General features: G+C 54.6%; 15 protein-coding genes. 13 read left to right on the top strand and 2 right to left on the bottom strand.

What is annotated here, in order from left to right:
- Window positions 1-271 precede the first annotated feature (271 nt).
- The 4 genes from yfbV to NI40_RS15610 all read left to right on the top strand — a co-directional run bounded on the left by yfbV (window position 272) and on the right by NI40_RS15610 (window position 3,893).
- Window positions 272-727, top strand: a complete 456-nt coding sequence (gene yfbV, locus NI40_RS15625) for a terminus macrodomain insulation protein YfbV (protein WP_023312543.1) — start codon at window positions 272-274, stop codon at window positions 725-727.
- Between the two features lie 92 nt (window positions 728-819).
- Complete coding sequence (locus NI40_RS15620) at window positions 820-1,314, top strand: YfbU family protein (protein WP_008502874.1); 495 nt, start codon at window positions 820-822, stop codon at window positions 1,312-1,314.
- 11 nt (window positions 1,315-1,325) lie between these two features.
- On the top strand, window positions 1,326-1,985 hold the full coding sequence (locus NI40_RS15615; RefSeq protein WP_039263224.1) for a sugar phosphatase: 660 nt from the start codon (window positions 1,326-1,328) through the stop codon (window positions 1,983-1,985).
- A gap of 75 nt (window positions 1,986-2,060) precedes the next feature.
- Entirely contained in the window at window positions 2,061-3,893 is a 1,833-nt protein-coding gene (locus NI40_RS15610) for an SLC13 family permease (RefSeq protein ID WP_039263223.1), read from the top strand.
- Between the two features lie 81 nt (window positions 3,894-3,974).
- Here the strand turns inward: NI40_RS15610 and yfbR are convergent, their stop codons facing one another.
- Window positions 3,975-4,574: a 5'-deoxynucleotidase gene (yfbR, locus tag NI40_RS15605; protein WP_023312539.1), complete on the bottom strand. Its 600-nt coding sequence runs from the start codon at window positions 4,572-4,574 to the stop codon at window positions 3,975-3,977.
- Between the two features lie 94 nt (window positions 4,575-4,668).
- Entirely contained in the window at window positions 4,669-5,883 is a 1,215-nt protein-coding gene (gene alaA, locus NI40_RS15600) for an alanine transaminase AlaA (RefSeq protein ID WP_008500204.1), read from the bottom strand.
- Between the two features lie 937 nt (window positions 5,884-6,820).
- On the opposite strand from alaA, the gene lrhA reads away from it, so the two are divergent.
- The 9 genes from lrhA (at window position 6,821) to nuoI (ending at window position 17,559) form a co-directional block, all read left to right on the top strand.
- Window positions 6,821-7,759, top strand: a complete 939-nt coding sequence (lrhA, locus tag NI40_RS15595) for a transcriptional regulator LrhA (protein WP_029741933.1) — start codon at window positions 6,821-6,823, stop codon at window positions 7,757-7,759.
- A 631-nt stretch (window positions 7,760-8,390) separates the two neighbouring features.
- Complete coding sequence (gene nuoA, locus NI40_RS15590; RefSeq protein WP_014171000.1) at window positions 8,391-8,831, top strand: NADH-quinone oxidoreductase subunit NuoA; 441 nt, start codon at window positions 8,391-8,393, stop codon at window positions 8,829-8,831.
- A gap of 15 nt (window positions 8,832-8,846) precedes the next feature.
- Complete coding sequence (gene nuoB / locus NI40_RS15585; protein ID WP_003861482.1) at window positions 8,847-9,521, top strand: NADH-quinone oxidoreductase subunit NuoB; 675 nt, start codon at window positions 8,847-8,849, stop codon at window positions 9,519-9,521.
- An 89-nt stretch (window positions 9,522-9,610) separates the two neighbouring features.
- Window positions 9,611-11,413: an NADH-quinone oxidoreductase subunit C/D gene (gene nuoC, locus NI40_RS15580; RefSeq protein WP_023312537.1), complete on the top strand. Its 1,803-nt coding sequence runs from the start codon at window positions 9,611-9,613 to the stop codon at window positions 11,411-11,413.
- A 2-nt stretch (window positions 11,414-11,415) separates the two neighbouring features.
- Window positions 11,416-11,916 (top strand): NADH-quinone oxidoreductase subunit NuoE, encoded by a 501-nt coding sequence (nuoE, locus tag NI40_RS15575; RefSeq protein ID WP_006176513.1) that lies wholly within the window; start codon window positions 11,416-11,418, stop codon window positions 11,914-11,916.
- Window positions 11,913-13,250, top strand: a complete 1,338-nt coding sequence (nuoF, locus tag NI40_RS15570; protein ID WP_039263222.1) for an NADH-quinone oxidoreductase subunit NuoF — start codon at window positions 11,913-11,915, stop codon at window positions 13,248-13,250. Before nuoE ends, nuoF begins: the two co-directional genes overlap by 4 nt.
- Window positions 13,251-13,305: 55 nt before the next feature.
- Window positions 13,306-16,029 (top strand): NADH-quinone oxidoreductase subunit NuoG, encoded by a 2,724-nt coding sequence (gene nuoG, locus NI40_RS15565; protein WP_039263221.1) that lies wholly within the window; start codon window positions 13,306-13,308, stop codon window positions 16,027-16,029.
- Window positions 16,026-17,003, top strand: a complete 978-nt coding sequence (gene nuoH, locus NI40_RS15560; protein ID WP_008500211.1) for an NADH-quinone oxidoreductase subunit NuoH — start codon at window positions 16,026-16,028, stop codon at window positions 17,001-17,003. The genes nuoG and nuoH overlap by 4 nt, the downstream gene beginning before the upstream one ends.
- A gap of 13 nt (window positions 17,004-17,016) precedes the next feature.
- Window positions 17,017-17,559 carry an NADH-quinone oxidoreductase subunit NuoI gene (nuoI, locus tag NI40_RS15555; protein WP_003861491.1) on the top strand — a complete coding sequence of 181 codons (543 nt, stop codon included), beginning with the start codon at window positions 17,017-17,019 and terminating at the stop codon, window positions 17,557-17,559.
- Window positions 17,560-17,567 lie beyond the last annotated feature (8 nt).

The raw sequence follows: 17,567 nt of genomic DNA, 5'->3' as shown, positions 1-17,567 counted from the left end.
ACTCAGACATTTATGATTAACATCATGCCAAACGAACATTGTGGCATGATGGAAGAAATAACTATGATTTTATGCCATTTTGCACAATTTTCAGCCAATGGCATAATATGCAATAATTTGACGAGTTAATGATTCTCGTCTAAGGCCCTATCAGGCTGGCACAGGATACCCGATACGGGGTAGAGATGACAAAATATTTTGAACGTTGTCATAGCTTGTTGTGGTTTTGCACGAAAATTTTAATTTTTATATGTGAAGTTGAGGTACAGCCATGTCGACACCAGAGAACCCGTCCGTAAATTTCTTTAGTCTGTTTCGTCGGGGACAGCATTACGCAAAGACGTGGCCGATGGAAAAGCGCCTTGCGCCGATGTTCATTGAGAATCGCACCATTCGCGCCACGCGCTATGCGATTCGCTTTATGCCGCCTGTCGCTGTTTTTACGCTGTGCTGGCAGATTGCGTTGGGCGGGCAGCTTGGTCCTGCAGTCGCGACGGCGCTCTTCGCCTTAAGCCTGCCGATGCAGGGCCTGTGGTGGTTAGGTAAACGGTCCATCACTCCGCTTCCCCCTTCTATTTTACACTGGTTTTATGAAGTGCGCGGAAAACTGGAGGAGGCCGGACAGGCGCTCGCCCCGGTCGAAGGCAAGCCGGACTACCAGGCGCTGGCGGACACGTTAAAGCGCGCTTTTAAGCAACTGGATAAAACATTCCTCGATGATTTGTGATTGATCATCGAAACGACGACGAAAAGAAGGCACAGTAACAATCAGTTACCGTGTCTTTTTTTTAAAGTGCAATGCGCTACAGGAGTCGAAAGATGGAAATGACCCATGCTCAACGTCTGATTTTGTCCAACCAGTACAAGATGATGACTATGCTTGATCCCGATAACGCTGCGCGCTACAGCCGCCTGCAAACCATCGTTGAACGCGGTTTTGGTTTGCAAATGCGCGAACTGGACCGCGAGTTTGGCGAGCTGAAAGAAGAAACCTGTCGCATCGTGATCGACATTATGGAGATGTATCACGCCCTGCACGTGTCCTGGACGAATCTCAAAGATCAGCAGTCCATCGACGAGCGCCGCGTGACCTTCTTAGGCTTTGATGCCGCAACGGAAGCGCGTTATCTGAGCTATGTTCGCTTTATGGTGAATACAGAAGGGCGCTATACCCACTTTGACGCGGGCACCCACGGCTTCAACGCGCAGACCCCTATGTGGGATAAATATCAGCGAATGCTAAGCGCGTGGCACGCCTGCCCGCGTCAGTACCATTTAAGCAGCAACGAAATTCAACAAATCATTAATGCCTGACGGAGGTGCGTGTGCAGTGTAGAGGTTTTCTGTTTGATCTGGACGGTACGCTGGTGGATTCGCTGCCGGTTGTGGAGCGTTCCTGGTGCCATTGGGCTGACAGACATGGCATAGAGCATCAGGACGTGCTGAATTTTATCCATGGCAAACAGGCCATCACCTCGCTACGGCACTTCCTGGCCGGACGCTCTGAGGACGAAATTCAGGCGGAGTTCAAATATCTGGAACATATTGAAGCCACGGATACGGACGGCATTACCGCGTTACCGGGCGCGCGCGAGCTGCTTGAGCATCTGAACGAGGCGCAGATCCCATGGGCTATCGTTACCTCAGGCTCCATTCCCGTCGCCCACGCCCGTCACAAGGCGGCAGGTCTGCCGACGCCAGAAGTGTTTATCACGGCGGAGCGCGTAAAGCGCGGTAAACCGGAGCCCGACGCGTTTTTACTGGGCGCTGAACTGCTGGGCCTCGAGCCTGAAGAGTGCGTGGTGGTGGAAGACGCGGCCGCTGGCGTACTGGCCGGGCTGAACGCCGGAAGCCACGTTATCGCGGTGAATGTTCCGGCGGGATCCCCCCGGCTGGAGGAGGCAGACTTTGTGCTGGATTCACTGACGGCGCTGGCTGTTTCGAAAGCCTCTGACGGGGTTGTAACCGTCTCGCTAAAAAAGTAATCACATGATATAGCCCCACATTGCTGGGGCTTTTTTATGGCAAAATTCCTCATCTCCCACTGACAAGGACATGTTGTGAACGGTGAACTGATTTGGGTCCTGAGCCTGCTTTTAATCGCCATCCTTCTTTTTGCAACGGGCAAGGTACGCATGGACGCTGTCGCCTTGTTTGTCATCGTCGCGTTTGTGCTGAGCGGAACGCTCACGCTACCGGAAGCGTTTTCCGGGTTTAGCGATCCCAACGTTATCCTGATTGCCGCCCTGTTTATTATTGGTGATGGGCTGGTGCGTACCGGCGTGGCGACCATCATGGGGTCGTGGCTGGTGAAGGTGGCGGGCAGCAGCGAAACCAAAATGCTGATCTACCTGATGGTGACCGTCGCCGGGCTGGGAGCGTTTATGAGCTCAACGGGCGTTGTCGCCATCTTTATCCCGGTGGTGCTGAGCGTCTCCATGCGGATGCAGATCTCGCCGTCGCGCCTGATGATGCCCCTGAGTTTTGCCGGTTTGATCAGCGGCATGATGACGCTGGTGGCAACGCCGCCGAACCTGGTCGTCAACAGCGAGCTTATCCGGGAAGGATTCCAGGGCTTCAGTTTTTTCAGCGTCACCCCGCTTGGGCTGGTCATTCTGGTGTTGGGCGTGGTCTACATGCTGCTGACCCGGTTTGCCCTGAAAGGTGAAAAACAGGACAAAAATAAAGAAGGGTGGAAGCGACGCACCTTCCGCGATCTGATTAAAGAGTACCGTCTCACCGGGCGCGCGCGCCGTCTGGCTATTCGCCCCGGCTCGCCGATGGTGGGACAGCGTCTTGACGACCTGAAGCTGCGTGAGCGCTATGGCGCGAACGTGATCGGCGTAGAGCGCTGGCGTCGTTTTCGCCGGGTTATTGTCAACGTCAACGGGGTGTCGGAATTCCGCGCGCGGGATGTCCTGCTGATTGATATGTCCACCGCGGACGTGGATCTGCGCGAGTTTTGCAGCGAACAGCTGCTGGAACCGATGGTGCTGCGCGGGGAGTATTTCTCCGATCAGGCACTGGATGTCGGCATGGCCGAAGTATCGCTGATCCCGGAATCGGAACTGCTGGGCAAAACCGTGCGGGAAATGGGGTTCCGAACCCGCTATGGCCTGAATGTCGTGGGGCTGAAGCGCGATGGCGTAGCGCTGGAAGGGGCGGTGGTGGATGAGCCGATCCTGCTGGGCGATATCTTCCTCGTTGTCGGTAACTGGAAGCTGATTAGCCAGCTAGGGCAAAAAGGGCGCGATTTTGTGGTGCTCAACATGCCTGTCGAGGAGAGCGACGCCTCCCCGGCGCACAGCCAGGCGCCCCACGCGATTTTTTGTCTGGTGCTGATGGTGGCGCTGATGCTGACCGATGAAATCCCCAATCCGGTCGCGGCAATTATCGCCTGCCTGTTGATGGGCAAATTCCGCTGCATTGACGCCGAAAGCGCGTATAAAGCCATTCACTGGCCGAGCATTATCCTCATTGTCGGGATGATGCCCTTCGCGCTGGCGCTGCAAAAAACCGGCGGGGTGGATCTGATTGTTAAAGGCTTAATGGACGTTGGCGGCGGGTATGGGCCGTACATGATGCTGGTCTGTCTGTTCATCATGTGCGCCACCATCGGTCTGTTTATCTCGAATACCGCGACGGCGGTACTGATGGCGCCGATTGCGCTGGCGATGGCCAAATCCATGGGCGTGTCGCCGTATCCCTTTGCGATGATGGTCGCAATGGCGGCCTCCGCGGCATTTATGACGCCGGTCTCTTCACCGGTGAATACGCTGGTGCTGGGGCCCGGGAATTATAAGTTCAGTGATTTCGTGAAGCTGGGCGTGCCGTTCACCGTGCTGGTAATGGTAGTGTGCGTGGTGTTGATACCGGTCCTGTTCCCGTTCTGATAATTTTGCCGGGTGGCGGCTGCGCCTTACCCGGCCTGTAACCCGCAGGCCCCGCAAGCGCAGCACCGCTGGGCAAACAGATTACAACGGTGAATCCTGGCTAATCTCATCCAGCGACAGATGGAAGCTTGGCACAAACACCTGCATAAAATAGTCCATCTCTTCGCTGCGGCGGGATTCCAGCGTTTTTTCCAGACGCGTTTTCGCCAGTAAAAATTCGTTATTCCCCGCGGACAGCTCTTCCAGACACTTCAGATAGGCGCAGAGCGCGTCGGCCTGCTTGACCAGCGACTTTTCATCTTCCGTGTACTGATGCTCATCGATGAGCGGCTCAAAAATGTCGCGCAACTCATCCGGCACCATGTCAATCAGCTTCTGCTGGGCAATTTTCTCGATGGCCTTATATTCCTGCGCAATTTGCGAGTTGAAATATTTCACCGGCGTGGGCAGGTCGCCGGTCAGCACTTCTGACGCATCGTGGTACATCGCCAGCAGGGCGATGCGCTCTGGATTGACCTGGCCGTTGAATTTGCGGTTTTTAATGGCGGCCAGCGCATGGGCAACCATGGCAACCTGCAGACTGTGCTCTGACACGTTCTCTGTGCGCACGTTGCGCATCAGCGGCCAGCGGTTGATGAGTTTCAGGCGGGAGAGGTGGGCGAAGAAATGACTCTGACTCATAGGTTACCTTTTGTCTTCACTGCGACAGGCGTTCATTGTGCGGGGAGGGGAGGGAAGATGCAAATCAGGCTACCGAAGTAGCCTGATTTTAAGATTACTGATGGTATCCGGAGAGGAAGCGCCCGAAGCGGCTGATGGCCATTTCGAGGTCATCTTCGCGCGGCAGCGTCACGATACGCACGTGATCCGGCCACGGCCAGTTAAACGCCGTACCCTGAACCAGCAGCACTTTTTCCTGAAGCAGGAAATCCAGCACCATTTTCTGGTCGTCATGAATATTGAAGCGCTTCGCGTCAATTTTCGGGAACATATACAGCGCGCCATTCGGCTTCACGCAGGAAACGCCCGGGATATCGTTGATCAGCTCCCACGCGCGGTTGCGCTGTTCATACAGGCGACCACCGGGAACGATGAACTCGCTAATGCTCTGATAACCACCCAGCGCCGTCTGGATTGCGTGCTGCGCCGGCACGTTCGCGCATAAACGCATCGAGGCCAGCATCTCCAGCCCTTCGATATAGCCTTTGGCGTGCTTTTTCGGGCCGTTCAGTACCATCCAGCCCTGACGGAAACCGGCCACGCGGTAGGTTTTAGACAGGCCGTTAAAGGTGACGGTCAGCAGATCCGGTGCCAGCGCAGCGATTGAGTGGTGCTGTGCCGCGTCGTACAGGATCTTGTCGTAGATTTCGTCGGCAAAGATGATCAGGTTGTGCTGGCGGGCGAGCTCGACGATCTCCATCAGCAGCTCTTTTGAGTACACTGCACCCGTCGGGTTGTTCGGGTTAATGATCACGATGCCGCGCGTGCGGGGCGTGATTTTTGCGCGAATATCATCGAGGTCCGGGAACCAGTCGGAGGACTCGTCGCACAGATAGTGCACGGCTTTCCCGCTCGACAGTGATACGGCAGCCGTCCACAGCGGATAGTCCGGCGCGGGCACCAGCATTTCGTCCCCGCTGTTCAGCAGCGCCTGCATCGCCTGCACGATCAGTTCGGAAACGCCGTTGCCGATATAGATATCTTCAACGGTCACGTCACGCATACCGCGCGCCTGGTAGTGCTGCATGATGGCTTTACGTGCGGAGTAAAGTCCTTTTGAATCGCAATAGCCTTGTGCAGTTGGAAGGTTGCGGATCACATCAACCAGAATTTCATCCGGCGCTTCAAAACCAAATGGCGCAGGGTTACCAATGTTGAGTTTCAGAACCTTGTTGCCTTCCTCTTCAAGGCGTTTTGCCTCTTTCAGAACCGGGCCGCGGATGTCATAACAGACGTTATCTAGCTTGCTGGATTTTTCGATAGGGGACATGAACCTTTAACCTTTTCGCTATTATTGCCGCTCCCTGCCGTGGAAGTCAGCACGGAATAATGTACTCCCCCCTCGCTTCGTTTTGAAGGGTGTGCAGTAGAAGATTTTGTGCCGGGAGCAAAATTTTGATAAATCTTTTTCGCTGTGCGTTAGCTTTTTTACTGTCTTAAAGTTGTGCGCATGGCACGATGATAGGTTAAATGTGCTATTCATTTGTCAGAATTCTGTATATTGTGCTGGTAAAAATAAGTGGTGAACCTGACAACGGTAGCAATCACCCGGCGTGACTTTTCGTAAAACCTGAATGCTTGATACATGTTCCTGTAAAAGCATAATGTGGCTAAAAGTTACTCATGTGAAATTAATGTTAAGTGCCATTAATGAATGGTCTTAATCTAAATTAAAATTTATTTATTATTAACCTATAAAATGCAACTTTAGTTAATTTTAATAAAATTAGTTTAGAAGCTTAACATTCTTCTTTAATCCTCAATATTGCAATAAGACTTATAAATAAAGTGGATTTGGGTTAAGATGTCTTTCAGGAAAGCAGAGGACAGATGCAAAAATTTTGTATATCTGGCACTGACTTTTCGAATTAATTGATTGTTATTGTTGGAGTTATCTCTGGCTGGAATGTGTCGCACATCTCCTGCTACGTTGACAGCGCTGCGATAAAGATGGCAGAAAAGGTGTTATACCTTTAATGTAATTTACATAAACCTGCGAACATCTAAATATCCTGAACGTTTAAGAGAATAAAAATAACGTCATGAAACGTGCTTTCTGACTGTTGATATAAAGCAGCACAATAACTATCTGTCAGGCAGTCTGCCGGGCCGGGATGCGAGGGAAAACCTTCAGAGGGAATTGCTTAACTGTTACACACAGCTTCAACCCGGGCAGCTCCGCACGAGCAACCTGAAAGTGAATAGATATGATAAATGCAAATCGTCCGATAATGAATCTCGACCTCGATCTGCTGAGAACGTTTGTTGCGGTCGCCGATCTCAACACTTTTGCAGCAGCTGCTGCCGCCGTTTGCCGAACTCAGTCCGCCGTTAGCCAGCAAATGCAGCGGCTGGAGCAACTGGTTGGTAAAGAGCTTTTTGCACGTCACGGGCGTAATAAGCTCTTAACGGAACACGGTATTCAGCTACTGGGTTATGCCAGGAAAATTCTTCGCTTTAATGATGAAGCATGTATGTCATTAATGTTTAGCAACCTTCAAGGGGTGTTAACGTTAGGCGCATCTGATGAGTCAGCGGATACTATATTGCCGTTTCTTCTCAACCGTATTAGTTCGGTTTATCCGAAGCTTGCGCTGGACGTTAGCGTAAAACGTAATGCCTTTATGGTTGAGATGTTAAATGAGCATAAAGTCGACCTTGTGGTGACGACGCATCGTCCCGGGCAGTTTGATTGCCTGACGCTGCGCACATCACCTACGCACTGGTATTGCGCAGCCGAGTACGTGCTGCAAAAAGGGGAGCCGGTTCCGCTGGTCTTGCTGGATGACCCGAGCCCGTTCCGCGATATGGTGCTCACGGCGCTGAATGAGGCCAACATTCCGTGGCGTCTGGCGTATGTGGCTTCCACGCTGCCAGCGGTTCGAGCCGCCGTGAAGGCCGGTCTGGGCGTAACGGCCCGTCCGGTAGAGATGATGAGCCCCGATCTGCGCGTCCTGGGGAAATCCGACGGTCTTCCTGCGCTGCCGGATACGGAGTATCTGCTCTGCCACAATTCGTCCAGCCATAATGAGTTGGCCAAAGTGGTGTTCGAGGCGATGGAAAACTACCATAACCCGTGGCAGTTCGAGCGCGTTACCTCCGAAGGGGGGGATGACTCCCTGATCGTCGAAGGGGATTTTGAGTGATCGATAGCTCAATATTCTGGTAACAAAATGTAAGTGTAAAAAACAGCCACTCGTGTGATTTTCACATGGAGTGGCTTTTTTTACGCAACAATACCCGCTTATGGCGCAAGGGTTTTCAGGATACTCTCTTATTTATCAATAAGCTGAATACTTTTGCTTAAAACTTGTCCGTTTTCCGTTCTAACTTCGCCCCTATCCCTCTCATGTTAAAAAAACAGGAAATATGTTGCCGTTTTCCATGTTGAATTAACAAAAGCGTGTCGCAGATCAAGAAAATACTCCTATTTGGGGGGAGGAATCGTTGGCAAATCCTGTCAAAATAGGAGGGTTATTTTTTTTACTTCCGAAACGGACACGATTCAACAACATACATTTGACGGAAAGTCATGCACCCACCAGGGTTAAAGGGCACCAAATGTTAATGAGAATCGCTCGATGTAATTTAATGTGAAGAAACCTTTGTTAAAGTTGACAATAGGTTATAGAAAGGAGTAAAAAACCCCATCATTTTGCTGTCTACGTCTCATTTCTGACAGTTAGTGTAAGGTTATTTGTTCCTCCCCATGAATCGATGTGATGCCCATCTGCCAGCAAGAGCAGTGTCGTTGGTATCACTTTTGATGAGTAAGCAATGAGTATGTCAACATCCACAGAAGTCATCGCTCATCACTGGGCATTCGCAATCTTTCTTATTGTAGCCATTGGCCTGTGCTGCCTGATGTTAGTCGGCGGCTGGTTCCTGGGCGGTCGCGCCCGTGCAAGGCACAAAAACACACCTTTCGAATCAGGTATTGATTCAGTAGGTTCCGCTCGCTTACGCCTGTCTGCCAAGTTCTATCTGGTAGCCATGTTCTTCGTCATCTTCGACGTGGAAGCGCTTTACCTTTTCGCATGGTCAACGTCCATCCGCGAAAGTGGTTGGGTGGGCTTTGTCGAGGCCGCAATTTTCATTTTAGTGCTACTGGCCGGTCTGGTTTATCTGGTGCGTATTGGCGCGCTTGACTGGACGCCTGCGCGTTCACGTCGTGAACACATCAACCCGGAAAACAGTATCTCTAATCGTCAGCAGTAACAGCGAGGCAATAAGATGGATTATACGCTCACCCGCATAGATCCTAACGGTGAGAATGACCGTTACCCCCTGCAAAAACAGGAGATCGTAACCGACCCCCTGGAGCAAGAAGTCAATAAAAGCGTGTACATGGGCAAACTCGAACATGCCATGCACGATATGGTCAACTGGGGTCGTAAGAACTCCATCTGGCCTTACAACTTTGGCCTTTCTTGCTGCTACGTTGAAATGGTGACGTCATTCACTGCGGTGCATGACGTTGCGCGTTTTGGGGCCGAGGTACTCCGTGCTTCCCCGCGTCAGGCTGACCTGATGGTGGTAGCCGGTACGTGCTTTACCAAGATGGCACCTGTTATTCAGCGTCTTTATGACCAGATGCTGGAGCCAAAATGGGTTATCTCCATGGGCGCATGTGCAAACTCTGGCGGTATGTACGACATTTATTCCGTCGTGCAGGGCGTAGATAAATTTATCCCAGTGGATGTGTACATCCCGGGTTGTCCGCCACGTCCGGAAGCCTACATGCAGGCGCTGATGCTGCTGCAGGAATCTATTGGTAAAGAACGTCGCCCACTGTCGTGGGTTGTTGGCGATCAGGGTGTGTATCGCGCGAACATGCAGTCTGAGCGCGAGCGTAAACGTGGTGAACGTATTGCCGTCACCAATCTGCGTACGCCTGACGAAATTTAATTTGCGCCTGTAGGCCTGGAGAACACCTTCGCATATCACTACTCAAATAGCGCGAAGCCAGGCTCAACAGTCACCACGGACCATTTGCAATGGTGAACAATATGACCGACTTAACCGCGCAAGAAGCCGCCTGGCAGACCCGGGATCATCTGGATGACCCAGTCATTGGCGAACTGCGCAACCGTTTTGGGCCGGATGCCTTTACTGTTCAGGCTACCCGCACCGGGGTACCCGTTGTTTGGGTGAAGCGTGAGCAATTGCTGGAAGTTGTCGATTTCCTCAAGAAATTGCCAAAACCGTACGTCATGCTGTTTGACTTACACGGCATGGATGAACGTCTGCGTACCCACCGCCAGGGTCTCCCTGCTGCGGATTTTTCCGTTTTCTACCACCTGATCTCAATAGACCGTAATACGGATATCATGCTCAAGGTGGCATTGTCTGAAAACGACATGCATCTGCCGACGATCACCAAACTTTTCCCGAACGCGAACTGGTATGAGCGTGAAACCTGGGAAATGTTCGGCATGACCTTCGACGGCCACCCGCATCTGACGCGCATCATGATGCCGCAGACCTGGACCGGCCACCCGCTGCGTAAAGACTACCCTGCGCGTGCAACCGAATTCGATCCGTTTGAGCTGACCAAAGCCAAGCAGGATCTGGAGATGGAAGCGCTGACCTTCAAGCCGGAAGACTGGGGCATGAAGCGCGGTACCGACAACGAGGACTTCATGTTCCTCAACCTCGGTCCAAACCACCCGTCTGCGCACGGTGCATTCCGTATTATTCTTCAGCTTGATGGCGAAGAGATTGTCGACTGCGTTCCGGACATCGGCTACCACCACCGTGGCGCTGAAAAGATGGGCGAGCGTCAGTCCTGGCACAGCTACATTCCGTATACCGACCGTATCGAGTACCTCGGCGGCTGCGTCAACGAAATGCCATACGTGCTGGCCGTTGAGAAACTAGCGGGTATCGTTACGCCGGATCGCGTTAACGTGATTCGCGTTATGCTGTCAGAACTGTTCCGTATCAACAGCCACCTGCTGTACATTTCCACGTTCATTCAGGACGTCGGCGCGATGACCCCGGTCTTCTTCGCCTTTACCGACCGTCAGAAAATCTACGATCTGGTGGAAGCGATTACCGGTTTCCGTATGCACCCTGCCTGGTTCCGTATCGGCGGCGTGGCACACGATCTGCCGCGCGGCTGGGACCGTCTGCTGCGTGAGTTCCTCGACTGGATGCCAAAACGTCTGGCGTCATACGAGAAAGCCGCGCTGCGTAACACCATCCTGAAAGGCCGTTCCCAGGGCGTTGCTGCCTACGGCGCGAAAGAAGCGCTGGAGTGGGGTACGACAGGTGCAGGTCTGCGTGCGACCGGTATTGATTTCGACGTGCGTAAAGCCCGTCCTTACTCTGGCTACGAGAACTTCGACTTTGAAGTCCCGGTGGGCGGCGGCGTTTCCGACTGCTACACCCGCGTGATGCTGAAAGTGGAAGAGCTGCGCCAGAGTCTGCGCATCCTTGAGCAGTGCCTCAACAACATGCCGGAAGGCCCGTTCAAGGCGGATCACCCGCTGACGACGCCGCCACCGAAAGAGCGCACGCTGCAACATATCGAAACCCTGATCACCCACTTCCTGCAGGTTTCCTGGGGTCCGGTCATGCCGGCGCAAGAATCCTTCCAGATGATTGAAGCGACCAAGGGTATTAACAGTTACTACCTGACCAGTGACGGCAGCACCATGAGCTACCGTACCCGCGTGCGTACGCCGAGCTTTGCGCACCTGCAGCAGATCCCGTCCGCCATCCGCGGCAGTCTGGTCTCCGACCTGATTGTGTATCTGGGTAGTATCGATTTTGTTATGTCAGATGTGGACCGCTAATTATGCACGAGAATCAACAACCACAAACCGAGGCTTTTGAGCTGAGTGAAGCAGAACGTGCCGCGATTGAGCACGAGATGCACCACTACGAAGACCCGCGTGCGGCGTCCATTGAAGCGCTGAAAATCGTACAGAAACAGCGTGGTTGGGTGCCGGATGGGGCGATCTATGAGATCGCGAAAGTGCTGGGTATTCCGGCAAGTGACGTAGAGGGCGTAGCCACGTTCTACAGCCAGATCTTCCGTCAGCCGGTAGGCCGCCATGTGATCCGCTACTGTGACAGCGTTGTCTGCCACATCACCGGTTATCAGGGCATTCAGGCTGCGATTGAGAAAAAGCTCAATATCAAGCCGGGCCAGACCACGTTCGATGGACGCTTTACCCTGCTGCCAACCTGCTGCCTGGGTAACTGCGACAAGGGGCCGACCATGATGATTGATGAGGACACTCACAGCCATCTGACGCCGGAAGCGATTCCTGACCTGCTGGAGCAGTACAAATGAAAACTGTAATTCGTACTGCTGAGACGCATCCGCTGACCTGGCGTCTGCGCGATGACAAACAGCCGGTATGGCTCGACGAATACCAGAGCAAAAACGGCTATGCCGGCGCGCGTAAAGCCCTTGGCGGCATGGCGCCGGACGACATCGTTAATGCGGTGAAAGACTCCGGCCTGAAAGGGCGCGGCGGTGCGGGCTTCTCCACCGGTCTGAAGTGGAGCCTGATGCCGAAAGACGAATCCATGAACATCCGTTACCTGCTGTGTAACGCCGATGAAATGGAGCCGGGCACCTACAAAGACCGCCTGCTGATGGAACAGCTGCCGCACCTGCTGGTGGAAGGCATGCTGATCTCCGCGTTTGCGCTGAAAGCGTACCGTGGCTACATCTTCCTGCGCGGTGAGTACATTGAAGCGGCGGAAAACCTGCGTCGCGCGATTGCCGAAGCCACCGAAGCGGGCCTGCTGGGTAAAAACATCCTGGGTACCGGCTTTGACTTTGAACTGTTCGTGCACACCGGCGCAGGGCGTTATATCTGCGGTGAAGAAACCGCGCTGATTAACTCCCTGGAAGGCCGCCGCGCGAACCCGCGTTCCAAGCCACCGTTCCCGGCAAGCTCCGGCGTATGGGGTAAACCGACCTGCGTAAACAACGTTGAAACCCTGTGTAACGTTCCGGCTATCCTCGCCAACGGCGTGGAGTGGTATCAGGGCATCTCCTCAAGCAAAGATGCCGGTACCAAGCTGATGGGCTTTTCTGGTCGCGTTAAAAATCCTGGCGTCTGGGAACTGCCGTTCGGTACCACCGCACGTGAAATTCTTGAAGACTACGCTGGCGGCATGCGCGATGGCCTGAAATTCAAAGCCTGGCAGCCGGGTGGGGCAGGGACAGACTTCCTGACCGAAGCCCACCTTGACCTGCCAATGGAATTCGAAAGCATTGGTAAAGCAGGCAGCCGTCTGGGTACGGCGCTGGCGATGGCCGTCGACCACGAGATCGGCATGGTCTCGCTGGTGCGTAACCTGGAAGAGTTCTTCGCCCGCGAGTCCTGCGGCTGGTGTACACCGTGCCGTGATGGTCTGCCGTGGAGCGTGAAGATCCTGCGCGCAATCGAACGTGGCGAAGGCCAGCCTGGGGATATCGAGACGCTTGAGCAACTGTGTCGATTCTTAGGCCCGGGTAAAACCTTCTGTGCCCACGCACCGGGTGCCGTCGAACCTCTGCAGAGCGCGATCAAATATTTCCGCGACGAGTTCGAAGCAGGCATCAAGCAGCCGTTCAGCAATACCCATGCGATTAGTGGGATTCAGCCGAACCTGCTTAAAGCGCGCTGGTAACGACAAGAATTTTGATTAACGCTCGGTTTCGACCGAGCCAACTGGAAGCATGCTAATGGCTACGATTCATGTAGACGGCAAAGAATACGAAGTCAACGGGGCGGACAACCTGCTGGAAGCTTGTCTGTCTCTTGGCCTCGATATTCCGTACTTTTGCTGGCATCCGGCGCTGGGCAGCGTCGGTGCTTGCCGCCAGTGTGCGGTGAAGCAATATCAAAACGCGGAAGACACGCGTGGTCGCCTGGTGATGTCCTGTATGACGCCAGCCACCGAAGGCACTTTTATTTCGATTGATGACGAAGAAGCCAAACAGTTCCGCGAAAGCGTTGTGGAATGGTTGATGACCAACCACCCGCACGACTGTCCGGTTTGTGAAGAGGGCGGTAACTGCCACCTTCAGGATATGACCGTGATGACCGGCCACAGCTTCCGTCGCTATCGCTTTACCAAGCGTACCCACCGTAACCAGGATCTGGGGCCGTTCATCTCTCACGAAATGAACCGCTGCATCGCCTGCTACCGCTGCGTGCGTTACTACAAAGACTATGCAGACGGTCAGGATCTGGGCGTGTATGGCGCGCACGATAACGTCTACTTCGGTCGTCCGGAAGACGGTACGCTGGAAAGCGAATTCTCCGGTAACCTGGTAGAAATCTGCCCGACCGGCGTATTCACCGATAAAACCCACTCCGAGCGTTACAACCGTAAATGGGACATGCAGTTTGCGCCAAGCATCTGCCAGCAGTGTTCCCTCGGCTGTAACACCAGCCCGGGTGAGCGTTACGGCGAGCTGCGTCGTATCGAAAACCGTTACAACGGCACCGTTAACCACTACTTCCTCTGCGACCGCGGTCGTTTCGGCTATGGCTATGTGAACCTGAAAGACCGTCCGCGTCAGCCGGTTCAGCGCCGTGGCGACGACTTCATTACCCTGAACGCTGAACAGGCGATGCAGGGCGCGGCAGATATTCTGCGCCAGTCGAAGAAAGTGATCGGTATCGGCTCCCCGCGCGCCAGCATCGAAAGCAACTTCGCGCTGCGCGAGCTGGTTGGAGCGGAAAACTTCTATACCGGTATCGCTCAGGGCGAGCAGGAACGTCTGCAGCTGGTACTGAAAGTGCTGCGTGAAGGCGGTATTCATACCCCTGCGCTGCGCGAAATCGAATCTTATGATGCGGTCCTGGTGCTGGGTGAAGACCTGACGCAGACGGGCGCACGTGCGGCTCTGGCGGTTCGTCAGGCGGTGAAGGGTAAAGCACGTGAAATGGCAGCGGCGCAGAAAGTGGCTGACTGGCAGATTGCGGCGATCCTCAACATCGGCCAGCGCGCGAAGCATCCTCTGTTTGTGACCAACGTTGACAACACCCGTCTGGACGATATCGCCGCGTGGACCTACTGCGCGCCGGTTGAAGATCAGGCGCGCCTCGGCTTTGCCATTGCCCACGCGCTGGACAGCAGCTCGCCGGCCGTTGAACTGGATCGTGACCTGCAGAACAAGGTTGACGTGATTGTTCAGGCCCTGGCAGGTGCGAAGAAACCGCTGATTATTTCCGGTACCAACGCCGGCAGCGCGGAGATCATTCAGGCGGCAGCCAACGTTGCCAAAGCCCTGAAAGGCCGCGGTGCTGATGTCGGTGTGACCATGATTGCCCGTGCGGTAAACAGCATCGGTCTGGGCATGATCGGCGGCGGCTCGCTGGAAGCAGCGTTAAGCGAACTGGAGTCCGGTGCCGCTGACGCCGTTGTGGTGCTGGAAAACGATCTGCATCGCCACGCCTCTGCCGCTCGCGTTGACGCCGCGCTCTCCAAAGCGCCGCTGGTAATGGTCATTGACCATCAGCGCACCGCGATCATGGACAAAGCGCACCTGGTGCTCTCTGCGGCAAGCTTCGCAGAAAGCGACGGTACCGTTATCAACAACGAAGGTCGCGCACAGCGTTTCTTCCAGGTTTACGATCCGGCGTACTACGACAGCAACACCGTAATGCTGGAAAGCTGGCGCTGGCTGCACTCCCTGCACAGCACCGTGCAGAGCCGTGAAGTGGACTGGACGCAGCTCGACCACGTTATCGACGCGGTAGTGGAGAAACTGCCTCAGCTGGCAGGCATTAAAGATGCCGCACCTGAAGCCAGCTTCCGCATTCGCGGCCAGAAACTGGCGCGTGAACCGCACCGTTACAGCGGCCGTACCGCGATGCGCGCCAATATCAGCGTGCACGAACCGCGCCAGCCGCAGGATAAAGACACCATGTTCGCCTTCTCAATGGAAGGGAACAACCAGCCGTCTGCGCCGCGTTCGCAAATCCCATTCGCATGGGCGCCGGGCTGGAACTCCCCGCAGGCATGGAACAAGTTCCAGGCTGAAGTGGGTGGCTCCCTGCGTCACGGCGATCCGGGCGTGCGTCTGATTGAAGCCTCCGAAACCGGTCTGGACTTCTTCACCTCCGTACCGGCGAGCTTCCAGGCGCAGGATGGCAGCTGGCGTATCGCGCCGTACTACCATCTGTTCGGTAGCGACGAGCTGTCTCAGCGTTCGCCTGTCTTCCAGACCCGTATGCCGCAGCCTTACATCAAGCTCAACCCGGCGGATGCCGCGAAGCTTGGCGTAAACGCGGGCGCGAACATCGCCTTTAGCTATGACGGCCAGACAATCAGCCTGCCGCTGATTATCTCCGAAGGTCTGACAGCAGGGCAGGTGGGTCTGCCGATGGGTATGCCTGGCATCGCGCCGGTTCTGGCGGGTGCGCGTCTTGATAATCTGCAGGAGGCAAAAGCATGAGTTGGTTAACGCCGGATCTTATCGACATCCTGCTGAGCATTCTGAAAGCGATTGTTATCCTGCTGGTGGTGGTCACCTGCGGCGCGTTCATGAGCTTTGGTGAACGTCGTCTGCTCGGTCTGTTCCAGAACCGTTACGGACCGAACCGCGTGGGCTGGGGTGGTTCACTCCAGCTGGTCGCGGACATGATCAAGATGTTCTTTAAAGAGGACTGGATCCCGCGCTTCTCTGACCGCGTGATCTTTACTCTGGCACCGATGATCGCCTTCACCTCGCTGCTGCTGGCGTTTGCTATCGTTCCGGTCAGCCCGACCTGGGTGGTTGCTGACCTGAACATCGGCATTCTGTTCTTCCTGATGATGGCAGGCCTCGCGGTGTACGCGGTGCTGTTCGCAGGCTGGTCCAGTAACAACAAATACTCGCTGCTGGGTGCGATGCGTGCTTCCGCGCAGACGCTGAGCTACGAAGTGTTCCTGGGGCTCTCCCTGATGGGCGTGGTGGCGCAGGCTGGTTCATTCAACATGACCGACATCGTCAATAACCAGGCCGACATCTGGAACGTTATCCCGCAGTTCTTTGGGTTTATTACCTTTGCTATCGCGGGCGTGGCCGTGTGTCACCGTCACCCGTTTGACCAGCCAGAAGCCGAACAGGAACTGGCCGACGGTTACCACATCGAATATTCCGGTATGAAATTCGGTCTGTTCTTCGTGGGCGAGTACATCGGTATCGTCACCATTTCCGCGTTGATGGTAACGCTGTTCTTCGGTGGCTGGCATGGCCCGTTCTTACCGCCGTTCATCTGGTTCGCGCTGAAAACCGCGTTCTTCATGATGATGTTCATTTTGATTCGCGCAGCGTTACCGCGTCCGCGTTATGACCAGGTAATGTCCTTCGGCTGGAAAGTGTGCCTGCCGCTGACGCTCGTCAACTTGTTGGTAACGGCGGCTGTCATTCTCTGGCAGCAGCCATAAGGGGCTATAGACCATGACCTTAAAAGAATTACTGGTAGGCTTCGGTACCCAGGTACGCAGTATCTGGATGATCGGCCTGCACGCGTTTGCCAAACGCGAAACCCGGATGTACCCGGAAGAGCCGGTATATCTGCCGCCGCGCTACCGTGGCCGTATCGTGCTGACGCGCGACCCGGACGGTTCCGAGCGCTGCGTTGCCTGTAACCTGTGTGCGGTAGCGTGTCCGGTCGGCTGTATCTCTCTGCAGAAAGCAGAGACGGTAGACGGCCGCTGGTACCCTGAGTTCTTCCGCATCAACTTCTCACGCTGCATCTTCTGCGGTCTGTGTGAAGAAGCGTGCCCAACCACGGCGATTCAGCTGACTCCAGACTTCGAGCTGGGTGAGTACAAGCGTCAGGACCTGGTGTACGAGAAAGAGGATCTGCTGATTTCCGGTCCGGGCAAATACCCGGAATATAACTTCTACCGGATGGCGGGTATGGCAATCGACGGCAAAGATAAGGGCGAAGCAGAGAACGAAGCTAAGCCTATCGACGTCAAGAGCCTGTTACCGTAAGGAGAGGG

This window comes from Enterobacter sp. E20 (assembly GCF_000801755.2).
GTDB classification, from domain to species: Bacteria; Pseudomonadota; Gammaproteobacteria; order Enterobacterales; family Enterobacteriaceae; genus Enterobacter; species Enterobacter asburiae_B.
Note: the sequence above shows the minus strand (reverse complement) of the source record. Positions and strands in the feature narration are given on the sequence as shown.